Consider the following 15,561-nt stretch of genomic DNA (forward strand, 5'->3'; position numbering starts at 1 on the left):
AAAGAAAATAAAAAAGAACAAGACCTCTGTCGTCTTGTCCTTAAAAGCGTTCGAGTTATTTTGACACGCCCTCATTTATAATGATATGTTTTCACTTCCAATTGGTAGGTCAACGATTTAGTATTCTCTCCCCCACTGGCAGTCTCCATAGATAAAATTTTGTAGAACCGCTCCGATTGTTCAACTGTATCTATGAACGTATTAATAGAATCCAGATTTGGGGCATTTACGAGGACTGAAAACGTAAATGATTGTAAAACCGAAAAAGATTCTTGTCCCTCATTCCCGCCATTATCACTGGGTCCAGCGTTATCTTGTTGCAGCAGGATTTCTTGAATATCGCTTTTAGCGTCATTTTCTGCTTTCCGTAAATCAAGGACAATCCGATCTGTTTTCTTCCCCTTTGGAGCAGTATGTATGCTTACTTCTTCTTGATCGTCATTTTGTGCGTTTATCTTTTTTCCAGCAGTTTCAATAAAAGTCTTTTCAACCTGGATTTGCGAATTCAACATATTGATCCGGTCGAGTGAAGGATAGACGATAAACAGATAGCTTGCCACTAATAGCAGGACCATGATGATTGAAAAAAGAATCATCAACCTTTTTTGTGAAGACACCTTCTGCATCATTCTCCTCCTCCTTTTTTAGTGAATCGCTCCGTATGGAAGACAATCTCAAAATCAGCAAAATAGTTTTTGCTTGTTTTCTCTGTTTCAGACGTTTCTTTTGTTTCTCCTTCAATCACTTCAGCAATTTGCTCAAATCCCTGATCATTTTTCGATACTCGGACGATCGTGACATCCAATATCCCATCAGACTCTAGCAATTGCCGTTGATACTCTGCGATTTGCTCTAGTTTTGTGAACGTCGTCACAAGAGTTACTGTACCATTTTCGGAATAACCGATTTGCTCAAGAGATCCGTTTTTTAGAGGTTCAATCATTTCATCGATAACGTCAGTGGTAGCAATCCTGCTTGAGATAAGCTGGTTCAACTCCTTCAACATCTCTTTACTTTTTTCTGAGCTTGTATTTAATTGCCCTTCGATATTACTTCGTTCGTCCTGCAAAATCTCTACTTGTTTTTCAAGTTCTGAAATTTCCAGGATAGCCAGTATTTTCGAAGTCGTTATCCCTGCAATCCCGATAATGGATATAACCAGAAGGAGGAACACCATTTTCCTGGTCGTCGAAGCAGATGTCTTTTTTTGTGGGAGTAGATTGATATCAACTTGCACGTCATCACTCCCCTTTCAGCCCAAGTCCGACGGTTGTATGAAACATTTTTGGCACCTGAAGACCTCTCTCAAGCACCACTTTTCCCCCGGGAATTTCTATAAGAGGCAGATCGAAATAAGAAGTCGATTGCTTTGAAAATTGCTCCCCTTGAGGATGGTCACCGGATATGATGAATGCATCGAACGTAGTGGACTCATCAGATAATGAGAATTGATAAAATCTCATGACCCGATCGATCTCCGTCACAAGTTCATTCCATCTTTCCTCGATATCGAAAGGTTGAGTAATCATCTGGTCTTTGGAAGCTTCATCAGCAGTTTCCGGTGATAACATCGGGATATACCGTGTGAAAAGCGGCACATGCCTATGAAAAGCTGTCGCGTTGATTCCCATTCGGTCAAGATGAAGGCATAGGTAATGATGGTGGTCATCTACAAGATCCAGCTCGTAAAAAAGACGGTAACTTGCAAGCGAGGCGAGTTCTACCCCTACAGGCTTCAACTTCACTTCTTCCAGGACGCTTACATACTCTTTCATTACATCCTCAGGTGCTGCAAAAAGAAGATACTCAACCTTTCCTTCCTTTTTCTGCAGCTTTTGTACATCGAATATCGGCTCTTCGAATGGTATGTGAATCGATGCTCCGAGCTCTACTTGGATATATCCCTTTAATTCATCGTCAGGGATTACTGCGGGAACAGGAACTTTACGGATGACGGAAATCGAATCAGGTATCGCGATACTGACTTTTTTGCCTTTGACCTTCCATTCCTGTACACACTTGTTAAGCAGTTGGGTAAGGAGCTTCGGATTCATGATCTTCCCCTCTTGTATGACCCCTGATGGGATGATTTTTTCCCCAACTTTCTGGACGATCAGTGGAGAGCGGCTTTTCAATTTTACATATCGAATACAATCATCCTGGAATACGAGAAAAAACGGGTATTTCTTTTTAAAAGGTAACCATGCCATGACGAACAAACTCCTTTAGTTTAAATACCAGCGTAAAATCGGTTCTCCCCAAAACAACGTCACGAATGCGGCAACTACAATGAACGGACCGAACGGCACATGCTGTTTCCTTTTGACCTTCTTCATAGCGAACAGGCTGAGGCCAACGATTGAACCGATGAAAGATGCCAGGAATAACACGAGCAAAATGCCTTTCCATCCGAACACCAACCCCAATAACGCAAATAGTTTGATGTCACCGCCGCCCATTCCACCTTTACTGATGACAGCGATTAATAATAGCAGGCTGAATCCTATTAGACTACCTACCCAAGCATCCCACCACGGGTTCGTCGGTATCCATAAACGATATAGGATGATGAGAGGTGCAAAGACTAACAGGATCTTATTCGGAATCAGCATAAAGAAGAGATCACTGACGAAAATGATCATCAACATCGAAATCAAAATTAGACTGCCGATCAGCATCGGTGACCATCCGAATTGGTGGAAACTGAAGACAAACAGAACACCAGTCACTAATTCGATGATTGGATAAATGATAGAGATCCTGGTCTTGCAGTAACGACATTTTCCACTTGTAACGAAATAAGATAGAACCGGGATGAGATCGATCGGTTTCAATGGTTTCTGGCATTTTGTGCAATGCGAACCAGGCCGGACAAGCGATTCCTTTTTCGGAACCCTTAACCCGACCACATTGAAAAATGACCCGAAAACCAAACCTAAAACGAAAAACAATATGTACATGATGAATCTACTCCGTATATAGAAATGAACCCTCTCGAGTGGAGAGGGTTTAACTAATAAAAATTAATTATCTGAATCAGAATCTGTCCCTTTTAATTGAGCTTCTGTCCATTCTTTCTTTTTCATTCCACTTCCGTTTAAAGTGATTGTGTAACTTTTTTTCCCATTTTCCCCTGGTTTTATATCAACATTTGCAGTGGAATAAGGTCCTTCCCCACTAGGATTTTTAGGTACGGCTTCTAAAAATCCTTCTCTACTTAAAGTCTTTGCATTAACTGAAGAAGCTGATGGGTCTTCTGAAAGGACATACAATCTTGCTGCTTCAATAATTTGCATTGCATTTGCTTTATGTGTATCTTCTTTTGTATTTTCAATCAGTTTCCCAATCGATGGTACTGCAATCGCCGCAATAATCCCCAAAATAACGATTGTTGCGAGTAATTCGACTAGCGTAAATCCTCTCTCTGACCTTACCATACTTTTTTTCATTTCGTGACTCTCCCCTTAAAAATTGATATTTTCGTACAGATCAAACATCGGTAACACGACTGACAACACAATGACACCAACAACGACGGACAGGATCAAAATCAATATCGGCTCGAGGAGTGTGCGAAGACGATCCGTGATATGTTCTACCTCTGTTTCATAAAAACTAGCTATCTTATAAAGCATTTCATCGAGGTTACCCGTTTGTTCTCCGATGGCAATCATATGTAAGACTAAGGGCGGGAAGACCCAGCTGTTTTTCATCGGAACCGACATCGACTTTCCTTCTTCTACAGAATCGATTGATTCATCCACTATTTTCTTAAAGACTGTGTTGTTAAGGACATTCTTGGTGATAGACATGGATTGCAGGATGGGGACTGAACTAGTGAATAAGGAGCTAAGTGTTCTTGCGTACTCGATAATTAGCGTTTTTTGTAAAATCGATCCTAATATTGGTACTTTCAACATAGCATAATCTAAGTAATATTTACTAGTTTCATTTCTCCAAAACGCATAAAAAACGATAACAACTAGACTTATAATAGTAATATTTACCCACCAATAGGTGTTTCCGAACTCACTGACTGCTAAGACGATTTGTGTCAACTGCGGTAATTCATTGTTCGAACTTGCGTACATTGCTGTAAATTGCGGAACAACGACGTAAAGCATCACATTCAGGACGGCAATTGCCACAATACCAAGTAAAGCAGGATAGATGAGGGCAGAAACCACTTTCTGACGCATTTCATACCGTTTTTCATAATAATCCGCTAGACGAAGCATCGCTTCATCTAAGTTGCCGCTCACTTCTCCTACACGAGTCAATTGTATGACCATCGGTGGAAAGAACCTATTGTACTTTTCCATCGCAATCGAAAGCGACTCCCCTTCTTGAACCTGTTCCCTGATGGAGATCAACGTGCGTTTGAACGTTTTCTGTTCTGCTTGTTCTTCTAATACTTGTACCGATTGGACTACGGAAACACCCGCATCTAATAGAGCTGCGAATTGTCTTAGGAAAATGACCAGATCACGAGGGTTGATCCGTGTGCTGATCGAGAGCTCCTTCGTTAACAAATTTTCTTTGTACTCGAAAACCTCTGTCGCAGCGATTCCTCGTTCTCTCAATACACTGACGGCATTCACCCGGGTTTCTGCATCAACTTGTCCACGTGCTTTTTTCCCATACTGATCTCGACCTTGATACGAATAACTAGGCATCTATACCATCATCTCTTTTAGGTAAGGTTGGGCGGCTTCCCTTGAAATCTTGCCATTCCGTAGTTTTTCTTGTATCGACATTTCCAGTGTGTACATCCCCTGTGACTTGCTCGTCTGCATCATGCTTTTGATCTGATAGATTTTTTCATTACGGATCAGGTTCGACACCCCTGGATTGTTCATCAATAATTCGGTGACAAGGGTTCTGCCATCTTTTTTGATGTTCGGGATCAACCGCTGTGAAAAGACCGACACCAGGACCGAAGCTAGCTGGATCCGTATTTGCGCTTGCTGCTCAGGCGGGAAGACATCAATGATCCTATCAATTGTCGAAGGTGCATCTGTCGTGTGGAGTGTTCCCAATACCAGATGCCCGGTTTCCGCGGCAGTAATTGCAGTGGCAATCGTTTCAAGGTCACGCATTTCTCCGACGAGTATGATGTCTGGGTCCTGCCTTAAAGCAGATCGCAAACCAGCCGGGAATGATTTTGTATCCAATCCGATCTCACGTTGGACGATGATGGATTGCTGATGTCGGTGCAAATACTCGATCGGATCCTCAAGCGTGATGACGTGGCGGTTCAAGTGATGATTGACGTAATCGATCATGGAAGCCAATGTAGTCGATTTTCCGCTCCCTGTTGGCCCTGTGATCAATACCAACCCCTGAGAGTTGATCATGACACTTTTCAATGTATCGGGCAGTATTAATTCTTCAATAGAAGGGATGATGGTCGGAATCACTCGAATCGCGAGACTGATGCTTGAGCGTTGGTGGAAAGCGTTGATCCGGAATCTTGACACGCCCTGGATCCCATATGAAAAATCAATCTCGCCCATCTCGATGAACTCGTCCCATTGACGGTCATTCATGAGGGACTTTGCAATCAACTCCGTATCTTCTGGTGTCAATGGTTCCATATCTCGAGGGACGAGGTCGCCATGTACCCGGAAAATAGGAGCGAGACCAATGGACAAATGGACATCCGATGCTTTCAGTCCATGTGCATATGTCAACATTTGATGAATCCGTTCGATATCGTAATTCATAATTAACCCCCTAATCGATTGTCGTCACTCGAATAACCTCTTCAACAGTCGTCCAACCTCTTTTAGCTTTTTCTAGACCATCATCAACCAACCACTGGATCCCATTTTCTTTAAAGTGATCCTTGATTTTTCCATTCGAGTTTTTTTGAAGGATGTGTTCACGAATAATATCGTCGACCTGTATAACTTCTTGAATCGGTATCCTTCGGTTGAAGCCGGTGTATCTGCAACTCACACATCCCTCTCCAGCATAGAGAGATCTGACATCCATGCCCCTTGAACGAAACAACCGTTTTTCCTGTTCTGAAGGGGTGTATTCGGTTTTACAATCTTCACAGATCCGTCTGACCAATCGCTGTCCGACAACTCCTGTAACAGCAGCAGATATGAGATAAGGTTCGATCCCCATGTCGATCAATCGGGTGATTGCACTGACAGCATCGTTCGTATGTAATGTGGATAAAACAAGATGACCTGTAAGAGAAGCCTGGATAGCAATCTCCGCCGTTTCCGCATCACGGATTTCTCCGACCATGATGATATTTGGATCTTGCCGTAATATTGACCGTAAACCACTCGCAAAGGTGAGGCCGACCGTATTGTTCACTTGAATTTGGTTGATGCCCTCGAGTTGATACTCTACAGGGTCTTCAATCGTAATGATGTTGTCTTCTTCTCTATTCAATCGGTTCAAGCCGGTGTACAATGTCGATGTTTTCCCGGAGCCCGTCGGTCCAGTCAAAAGAATCAATCCGTTCGGTTTATCGAGAAAGCTAAGAAAGGTTTGTTCGTTTCTTTCACTCATGAATAAATTTGCCAGACGGAGATTGGTTTTTGAGAGGTCCAGGATCCTTATGACCACTTTTTCTCCGAACATGGTGGGAAGCGTAGAAATCCGCAAATCGATTTTACTGTTATTCAGCTTCAACTGGATTCTTCCATCCTGTGGAATTCGAAATTCTGTTATATCAAGATCGGCCATGACTTTGATCCGCGAAAGCATTGCACTTTGCATCGATTTTGCAAAGGACTGTTCATTCCTGAGGACCCCGTCAATTCGGAAACGGATGACTAATTGATTTTCCTGGGGATCAAAATGGACATCGCTCGCTTGGCTTTCAACGGCATCTGACAAAATCTGTTTCACAACCCTCACTGCAGAGGCTTCAATTTCATTCGTATCTCCTGTCGTGCTGTCTGTGACGATTTCCTTACCAGCACCCCCATAGTACTTATTGATCGCCTGGATGATCTCCGTTTTGCTTGCGATGACAGGGGTGATTTGAAATCCGGTTGATAACCTCAAATCTTCAACCGAGTAATAATCCAAAGGATCAGCCATTGCAACAACCAGTTTATCGTTCTGTTTTTGAATCGGTATGTACACATTACGTCTCGCGGTTTCTTTAGAAACGAGTGCAGTCAAACTTGAGTCGATTGGTATACTCGTCAATCGAACATGTGGAATGCCCAATTGGAATTCCAACACTTCAATCAATTTTCGTTCTGTGATGTACCCACGGTCCAAAAGAGCATCACCAAGCTTTTGATTATTCGATTTTTCCTTCAGTACTTCGTCTAATTGAGCTTGTGTAATCATACGTTCGTTGACTAAAAGATCCCCTAATCGAACTTTCATTGACTCCCCTCCTTTAATTAGGCGCATTCTTCCTTTATCTTCTACTATTGTACTATAAAAGAGTCCAGAATAATGTTAAAATATAGACTATTATGAAGAAAGTGGTTGGAATGTGATGATACATAATCAAAAAGGACTCTCTTTGCTTGAAGTACTTGTGACTATAGTCATAATCGGTCTTGTTTTTACACTACTTTCGCAATCTATGGATTTTTTCACTACAGCTACCAACAAACATGATGCTCGTAAACAAGCCGTTGAAATCGTAGAACAAGAATTGAATAGAACACTCGATCAGTTAAAAAAGGGTGAGCCCGTGCAGGAAACCTATGTAGTGGATCATTTTTTTGTAACCACTCATACTGCGAAACTATCTAATCAAGAAGAAACTCCTTCTACTTCATTACCACAACAAGTTACCATGTCAGGTGTTTTCGATGATAGTGAACCAAAGCTTGTTACAGTCACGGTTTCATGGGGGAATTAAAGATGAAAAATGAACGCGGTATGACTTTAGTGGAACTTCTAGCAGCAATTGCAATCTTTTCAATGATTGTCGGTGTGTTGTATAGTTTGTTCTCTTTTGCCCAGGCTTCCTGGAAGCAAACAGAGGGCGTTGCACGTACTGAAACACAAGTACAAGAACTGAAGACGGTGCTGACACGGGAACTTGCTTCACCGGTTTACCTCAAGTTGAACGATAGCGAACTCCACTTTGAAACCCAGGAAGAAACATTCAACATTCTAACAATAGAAAACAATCAACTTCACCTATATCAAAATGAAGAGAACTTCTCGACCACCTCTCTATTCCATCAATTCACCCTACCAGTGGATCATTTTGAGTTGTTAGCCCAAAATAAAAACCCGGTCTCATTTGGAGCCGAGTTAAAAGAAGGATACGCCTATCTAAAGATCCACTATATAAAGGATGGGTTGAAAGCCAAAAATCAGGAATTAGTCATACCAATTAGTATATTTTCATATTAATTTTCTATGACATCTCCAGAGGCTTTTTTAATTATTTCAGATTTATTTTTTAATACTTCCAGAATAGAGTTTCTTAAAAATATATATTTATTCAAAGCTATAGGAGCATTTGTTTCTTTATCTATACCCGCATAAATAGATATATATCTTTCAGCTCTTATGGATGCATTCTGAACAGTGACATTTCCATGAGGCGCATTGAGTAAAATGAAACTATGAATACTGTTTCCAGTGCTGATCAATTCTGCCTCTTCAATTGTAATATCACCTTTTTTTGAAATCAACGAGATTTCTGAGTTTCCATTATGACCGGTATTAATAGTGTTTCCACCTTTGATCGAAAGATTTCCTTCACCGATGATGGCCATTTTATTTCTTTTATCATACACCCGATTTTCCCCAACACTGAAAATTGTTACGTTTCCTTCGATAGTTACATTTTCAAAATCATGTATGAATTCTTGGAAGGTCAGCCAATGCATTTCTCCATTCCTTTTTTCAATCAGGACTTCTCCATTGGAAAACGTCTCAACTGCAGTCATTTTATGTTCATAGAAATAGGGTTCATCAGCATTTTTTTGTTGATCTTGATTAAGGTCCCCTGCAATCGCTCTGGTGACGACTGTATACTCTCCTGAATAATTCTCCAATTGTTCAGAAGTCAATCGATTACCTTCACTATCCTCTGCGTATTGGTATAGGTGCAGCTTATTACCTCCATCCTTCATGACGCTCAACGGATTTTCCGAGGTATATGTATATGATTTCAAATAATCAATTTTGTCCAAATTATCCTGCCGTTTAAACGTTTCCATCGCGCTCACGGATAGATTGACGGCTTGTTTTTGATGGAGGATCCGGTTCTCATTCAGAAATAACTTGTTGTACCAGCTATAACTGGCTGGGATAAGGATTCCGAGGACCATGATGACCATCAATACGATCACAAGCGTACTTCCATTATTCGATTTGAGGATACGAAGCATATGATCACCTGAATTCTTAAGAAATGGAAAAAGAGACTGTCCCAAAAATTGTCTGAGACTATCCGAACTTAACAACATTTTGAGAAAAATTGTGGTTTTGATCCAAAATATTGTGTTGGAGGTGTCTGACTCTTTTCTTTTAGGACAGTCCTTTTCCTATCCGATATAGCTTGCAACTTTATTTCTTCCTTGCTGTTTTGCACCTGTATACATTGCCCGGTCAGCATTCCTGATTAAAGTTAGCGGGTCCTCACCTAGCAATGGAGCGGTAGACACCCCCATACTAACTGTCAAATGGATTCGTTTATTTTGCAGGTCTCCGAGGTCATTCTTAATGGTGAAATGTGAACTTGAGATTTCTTCCCTGATTGCCTCAGCCAGATCCAAGCTTTCGGCATGATCCATATTCGGAAGGACGATGACAAACTCTTCTCCGCCGTATCTTGCTACTGTTCCATTTTTTCCGATGATATCCACAAGTCTATCTGCCACCTGGCACAATACGATATTACCCGATTGGTGACCATACGTATCATTTACACGCTTGAAATGATCGATATCCAATAGGATCAGAGAAAAGGGTTTATGGGATTCTTCATAGTTCACATACATTTCCGAAAGCATATCTTCAAAATAACGGTAATTGTAGAGATTCGTCAGGTGGCACCGTTCGCTTTTATTTTTGGTAGCCTCATAGTTTTTTGCCTTATCGATTGCCACTGCTAGATAGTTTGATAAGATTTCCAGTATCATCGCATGTGCTTTGTCGTATGCTTTCTTTTGATTCGATGCGAACGTGATTACGCCTACTACTTCATGGTTCCGGATCATTGGAACAGAAAGGACGGATTGTACCGAAACTGGCAAGAAACCTCTTGAATATTTCCGCAATTGATGGCGTGCTGTAAAACGGAGGCTATGACCGCTCTCCCACACTTTACCGCTTATTCCTTCCCCTTTTAATAGATAAGGATGGTCAGCGTTAAAGGCTCTCTTTGATTCGTATTTCCGATTAACTTTCAATTGAGTCTCATCTTCAATATCCAATATGTACGCATAATCGACTTTCAACATTTTCGTAATACGGCCCATATAAATATCTAATATTTCATCTACTTTCAAGCTTTCCGTCAATTCTTGTCCAATTTTACTTGTAAACTTCAGTAAGTGGTTGATCTTCTGGCTGGAATGGTACATATTCACAAATAATGAAATGACGACAAAAGGGATACCGACGAATAGAATGGCTGTTGTACCTAGTTGTGAATAGATGATGTAGAAGGTGATCCCGACAGGAAGGATGAATGACTCCATGAACATCTCCCAGAGGAAATCTTTATCAAACAATGAGCTTGATTCTTTATATATGTATCTACGCAAAAAATAGAGGATGAAATGGTTCGTAAGGATAGCTGTGAGAGAATAACCGAGAACTGGTATGATCTTCGGATACTCATTCATGCCCAATCCGCCGACTACACCACCAAGCAGATAATAGACCAATGCTGCTGATACAGAAACCAACATGAACATGAGTGAACTTGTCCCAAATCGATAGAGCGGATATTTCAACCTGATCATCGAAGCTGCAATCGTAATCTGAACAAGGACCAATTCGATCAGTAATCCGAAATGCAGGAAGACGGCGAGGGATATCCCCTGTATCAAGGAGATGTTCGTCCCCTTCACATGGATCGGGAACAAAGAGACGACAACCATCATGATCAGCATGCCGATAATATCTAACCAATAGCCTTCTAATGATGGTATCGAGTAGGTGAAGAATGCCCACAGGACCACAGTCCAAGCTAACGCACAGAGCGTTATGAGCACACGTTTTGCACCTTTCGTCATGTTCCTCCCCCCTTCGCCTTTATCCCTGACATTCCAATTGAGTCTAACGTACTATTTATCCTTATTCATATTTTATCAAAACTTCTCAGAAAATGTAATTAAAATATTCAATTTATTTCATATTTTTGAAAATTTCCCTAGCCATTGATATGAAGTATAAGGATCCTGTAATCACGAGGACATCTTCCTCACCCATCCGATCCATCTCTTTTTTCAAAGCAGCTTTAAAATCCTCTTCTAGTTCTTTTGGTTCATATTCACATCTTTCAAATAAAGATTCAGCGGAGCTTGCCCTTGGAAAGTCGAAAGATGTAAACATGAGGTGATCGATACAGTCGTAAAGTTCAGATAGCATCTCATTGACCGGCTTATCACTTAAGGCACTGAAGATGATTCTTTTTTTCCGATTTGGAAAATGACTGATCAAGGTTTGTTTGAGACTTTCGATTCCTTCTTTATTGTGAGCACCGTCGAGAATAATCAGTGGGTTTTCACTGACTTGTTCAAAACGACCTGGCCATTGTGCTTGAAGTAAACCGTCAAAAATATGCTGCTCTTGGATTTCGAAATCAATTCGATCACCCAAGGCTTCAATCATGACAATCGCCATTGCTGCGTTTTTCACTTGATGGAAACCGCTCATTTTGACACGAAGATTTTCATAAGTTCGAGAAGGACTCTTTAACGTAAACGATTCTCCCTCTTCCAATACTTCATGTTCCGTTATGAAATAATCTCTTTTCAAGCGAGTGATCAATGCATTATGCTCTTTTCCCTTTTCTTCCACTACTTTGATGGCTTCTGCTTGTTCCACCCCAGTGACAAGTGGAACTCCCGCTTTGATGATTCCGCTTTTCTCATAAGCAATTTCTTGTAATGTATTACCCAGAATCGCGGTGTGATCATACCCGATATTTGTAATGCCTGTGAGTATCGGCTGGATGACATTCGTAGAGTCGAGCCTTCCTCCAAGGCCAGTTTCAAATAGAATGATATCCGCTTTCTGGTGCCTGGCGAAATAAACAATCGAGAGGATTGTAACTACCTCGAATTCAGTCGGAGTCCCTAAATCGGTAGCAGCCAATTTTTCTGCTATGGGTCTTACTTCATTTGCAACTCTTACCAGATCGTTATCTGCCATCGGTTCCCCGTTGATGGAGATCCGCTCATTGAAGCGTTCAATATAAGGTGAGGTGAATGTCCCGACCGTATAGCCTGCTTCTTGCAAAATGCAACGCATATACGTTAGGGTGGATCCTTTTCCATTTGTCCCCGCTAGATGGACGGCTGTCAGGTCTTTTTCGGGGTGGCCAAGTTCTTTCAACATCCATTCCATCCTCAATAATCCAGGTTTCATACCAAAAGCGAGAAGTTCATGAATCCAGTGCAATGTCTCTTCATAAGTTTTCATTTCACTACTCCTTGATAACTATGAAGAAGACGAATCACTATGATCCGTCTCCTTCACTCGATTAGTTCTTTAATTCCTTGATACGCTCTTCAACCTTTTGTCGATTTTCCAGATACGTCTTTTCCTTTTGACGTTCTTCTTCAACAACTTTTTCCGGTGCTTTTTTGACAAATCCTTCGTTACTTAGTTTTTTCTGTACGCGCTCAACTTCTGAATTCCATTTCTTATACTCATTTTCCAAGCGTTTGACTTCTTTTTCAATATCGATCAATCCTTCTAGCGGTAAGAAGATTTCCACATCACTTACGATTGAGGTCATCGCTTTTTCTGGCGCCTCCAGGTCAAGCCCCATCGTCAATGGCTCTGGGTTACAGAAGCGATCGAGATACGTACGATTCTTCTCTAGCTGTTTCAGAATTTCCTGATTCTGAGGCTTAAGCTGAATTTCAATCGGTTTGCTTGGCGGTACGTTCATCTCCGAACGTGTATTACGGACTGAACGAATGATTTCAGTCAACACCTTCATTTCCTTTGCAGAGTCTTCAAAATGTAGATCCCCGCGTTTGACCGGCCAATCAGCAACTGTTATCGACTCGCCTTTATGCGGGATATGCTGCCAGATTTCCTCGGTTATGAATGGCATGAATGGGTGAAGCAGGCGTAAAGTCTGATCGAGGACATACGCAAGAACAGATCGGGTCGTTTTCTTACGTTCTTCATCCTCTCCATAAAGAGGAAGCTTCGCCATTTCGATATACCAGTCACAGAAATCATCCCATATAAAGTTGTATAACGTTCTACCAACTTCTCCAAACTCGTAAGCATCAATCAATTTCGTAACGGATTCGACCGTTTCATTCAAACGAGTCAGAATCCATTCATCAGCAAGTGATTTCTCACCAGATAAGTCGATTTCATCAGCTGTCATACCATCCATATTCATTAATGCAAAACGTGAAGCGTTCCATATCTTGTTTCCGAAGTTCCAAGTCGATTCAACCTTTTCCCAGTAAAAGCGGAGATCGTTTCCTGGCGAGCTTCCAGTTGATAGGAAGAAGCGCAATGAGTCAGCTCCATATTTATCAATGACATCCATCGGGTCGACACCGTTTCCGAGTGATTTACTCATCTTACGTCCTTCTGAGTCCCGAACCAATCCATGAATCAGAACATCCTTGAACGGACGTTCACCAGTGAATTCAAGTCCCTGGAAGATCATACGGGCAACCCAGAAGAAAATGATGTCATAACCAGTTACCAATACATCTGTTGAATAGTAACGCTTGAAATCAGCAGAATCTTTATCCGGCCACCCCATTGTAGAGAATGGCCATAATGCTGAACTGAACCATGTATCCAGTACGTCTTCATCCTGTTCCCAGTTTTCCGGATCTTCTGGTGCGGTACGGCCGACGTACATTTCACCGGTTTCCTTATGGTACCAGGCTGGAATTCGATGCCCCCACCATAGCTGGCGGCTGATACACCAATCACGGATGTTTTCAATCCAACGCATATACGTCTTTTCGAAGCGGTCTGGCACGAAATGGACCTTGTTCTCTTCCTTTTGCAATTGGATAGCTTGATCAGCTAACGGCTGCATTTTTACGAACCATTGTGTGGAAAGATATGGCTCGACAACTGCTCCGCTTCTTTCTGAATGGCCAACAGAGTGCATGTGTTCTTCAATCTTGAATAGAACAGCCTGATCTTGGAGGTCTTTAACGATCTTCTTCCTACATTCAAAGCGATCCATGCCTTGATAAGGACCAGCTTCTTCATTCATCGTTCCGCCCTCATCCATTACAAGGATCCGTTTAAGGTTATGACGGTTTCCGATTTCGAAGTCGTTGGGATCATGTGCAGGTGTAATCTTGACCGCTCCTGAGCCAAACTCCATATCAACATAATCATCTGCTACGATCTCGATTTCTCGTCCTGTGATCGGAAGCTTAACTTTTTTACCGATCAAGTCTTTATATCGATCGTCATTAGGATGGACGGCAACAGCAGTATCTCCAAGCATTGTTTCTGGTCGGGTTGTTGCTACCTCGATATGTCCGCTTCCATCTGCAAGAGGGTATTTCATATGGTAAAGGGCACCTTGTACGTCCTGATAAATAACTTCGATGTCTGATAACGCGGTCTTTGTCTGGGGATCCCAGTTAATGATGTATTCTCCACGGTAAATGAAACCTTTTTCATAAAGCGAAACGAAAACTTCTTTAACAGCCTCGGACAAACCTTCATCGAGTGTAAAACGTTCACGGGAATAATCAAGGGATAGCCCTAGCTTCGACCATTGCTTCCGGATGAAATCAGCATATTCATGCTTCCATTCCCAAGAAACTTCTAGGAATTTTTCACGGCCGAGCTCGTATCTCGAAGTTCCTTCTTCCTTCAGCTTCCCTTCTACCTTGGCCTGTGTAGCGATCCCAGCATGGTCCATCCCAGGCAGCCAAAGCGCATCATAACCTTGCATACGCTTCGTACGGATCATGATATCCTGTAATGTCGTATCCCAAGCGTGACCGAGATGCAGTTTACCGGTTACGTTCGGTGGTGGGATCACGATGGTATAAGGCTCTTTGTCTTCCCCGCCCTTTGATTCGAAAAACTTTCCATCGAGCCAATATTGATACCATTTTTCTTCTGTCTTTTGTGGATCATATTTTGTCGGCATCGAAATTTCTTGTTCTTGTTTAGACATTTCTTACTCCTCCTTAAAACCTCATTATTCATTTTAAGTACAGTTCTTTTTAAGAAAATGACTTTGATAAATATGTGGATGGAAATTACTTTAGCGAAGGCTCTGTTAAATCATACGTTGATTTCTGACTAAGTTCGATTAAAGCGAAATTTTCGACACTCCTGCGGGAACAGCGAGCCAGCGAGACCCCACCGTTTTTAAAAGGATCTTTATAATAAGGACCTTCGACCAAATTCCACCACGTC

14 protein-coding genes are annotated in these 15,561 nt (G+C 41.7%); 2 read left to right on the forward strand and 12 right to left on the reverse strand.

The annotated features are described in order from the left end of the window. Positions 1-71 precede the first annotated feature (71 nt). The 8 genes from KOL94_RS09985 to KOL94_RS10020 form a co-directional block, all read right to left on the reverse strand. Positions 72-629: a hypothetical protein gene (locus tag KOL94_RS09985; RefSeq protein WP_221566259.1), complete on the reverse strand. Its 558-nt coding sequence runs from the start codon at positions 627-629 to the stop codon at positions 72-74. After that, positions 626-1,237, reverse strand: a complete 612-nt coding sequence (locus tag KOL94_RS09990) for a hypothetical protein (RefSeq protein ID WP_221566261.1) — start codon at positions 1,235-1,237, stop codon at positions 626-628. Before KOL94_RS09990 ends, KOL94_RS09985 begins: the two co-directional genes overlap by 4 nt. Positions 1,238-1,241: 4 nt before the next feature. After that, positions 1,242-2,210 carry a type IV pilus biogenesis protein PilM gene (pilM, locus tag KOL94_RS09995; RefSeq protein WP_221566263.1) on the reverse strand — a complete coding sequence of 323 codons (969 nt, stop codon included), beginning with the start codon at positions 2,208-2,210 and terminating at the stop codon, positions 1,242-1,244. Between the two features lie 15 nt (positions 2,211-2,225). Next, positions 2,226-2,960, reverse strand: a complete 735-nt coding sequence (locus tag KOL94_RS10000; RefSeq protein WP_221566265.1) for a prepilin peptidase — start codon at positions 2,958-2,960, stop codon at positions 2,226-2,228. Positions 2,961-3,023: 63 nt separating this feature from the next. Further along, positions 3,024-3,449, reverse strand: coding sequence for a type II secretion system protein (locus tag KOL94_RS10005; RefSeq protein WP_221566267.1), 426 nt, complete (start codon positions 3,447-3,449; stop codon positions 3,024-3,026). Between the two features lie 15 nt (positions 3,450-3,464). Next, positions 3,465-4,676, reverse strand: a complete 1,212-nt coding sequence (locus KOL94_RS10010; protein WP_221566270.1) for a type II secretion system F family protein — start codon at positions 4,674-4,676, stop codon at positions 3,465-3,467. Further along, entirely contained in the window at positions 4,677-5,726 is a 1,050-nt protein-coding gene (locus KOL94_RS10015) for a type IV pilus twitching motility protein PilT (RefSeq protein ID WP_221566272.1), read from the reverse strand. A 10-nt stretch (positions 5,727-5,736) separates the two neighbouring features. Continuing rightward, a complete protein-coding gene (locus KOL94_RS10020) occupies positions 5,737-7,365 on the reverse strand; it encodes a GspE/PulE family protein (RefSeq protein WP_260412272.1) in 1,629 nt (542 codons plus the stop codon). A 115-nt stretch (positions 7,366-7,480) separates the two neighbouring features. Between KOL94_RS10020 and KOL94_RS10025 the strand changes: the two genes are divergently transcribed. Together KOL94_RS10025 and KOL94_RS10030 are read left to right on the forward strand one after the other, a co-directional pair. After that, positions 7,481-7,852 carry a type IV pilus modification PilV family protein gene (locus KOL94_RS10025; RefSeq protein WP_260412425.1) on the forward strand — a complete coding sequence of 124 codons (372 nt, stop codon included), beginning with the start codon at positions 7,481-7,483 and terminating at the stop codon, positions 7,850-7,852. A 2-nt stretch (positions 7,853-7,854) separates the two neighbouring features. After that, a complete protein-coding gene (locus KOL94_RS10030) occupies positions 7,855-8,355 on the forward strand; it encodes a PilW family protein (protein ID WP_221566277.1) in 501 nt (166 codons plus the stop codon). On the opposite strand, the gene KOL94_RS10035 is transcribed toward KOL94_RS10030, so the two are convergent. The 4 genes from KOL94_RS10035 to KOL94_RS10050 form a co-directional block, all read right to left on the reverse strand. Beyond that, the gene (locus tag KOL94_RS10035; RefSeq protein ID WP_221566279.1) at positions 8,352-9,341 is read right to left on the reverse strand and encodes a hypothetical protein; all 990 of its coding nucleotides are present in this window, start codon (positions 9,339-9,341) and stop codon (positions 8,352-8,354) included. The genes KOL94_RS10030 and KOL94_RS10035 overlap by 4 nt on opposite strands. A 156-nt stretch (positions 9,342-9,497) precedes the next feature. After that, positions 9,498-11,195, reverse strand: a complete 1,698-nt coding sequence (locus KOL94_RS10040; protein ID WP_221566281.1) for a diguanylate cyclase domain-containing protein — start codon at positions 11,193-11,195, stop codon at positions 9,498-9,500. Between the two features lie 112 nt (positions 11,196-11,307). Next, positions 11,308-12,606, reverse strand: coding sequence for a bifunctional folylpolyglutamate synthase/dihydrofolate synthase (locus KOL94_RS10045; protein WP_221566283.1), 1,299 nt, complete (start codon positions 12,604-12,606; stop codon positions 11,308-11,310). 61 nt (positions 12,607-12,667) lie between these two features. Continuing rightward, the gene (locus tag KOL94_RS10050; protein WP_221566285.1) at positions 12,668-15,316 is read right to left on the reverse strand and encodes a valine--tRNA ligase; all 2,649 of its coding nucleotides are present in this window, start codon (positions 15,314-15,316) and stop codon (positions 12,668-12,670) included. Positions 15,317-15,561 lie beyond the last annotated feature (245 nt).

Source organism: Alkalihalobacillus sp. TS-13, assembly GCF_019720915.1.
GTDB lineage: Bacteria > Bacillota > Bacilli > Bacillales > Fictibacillaceae > Pseudalkalibacillus.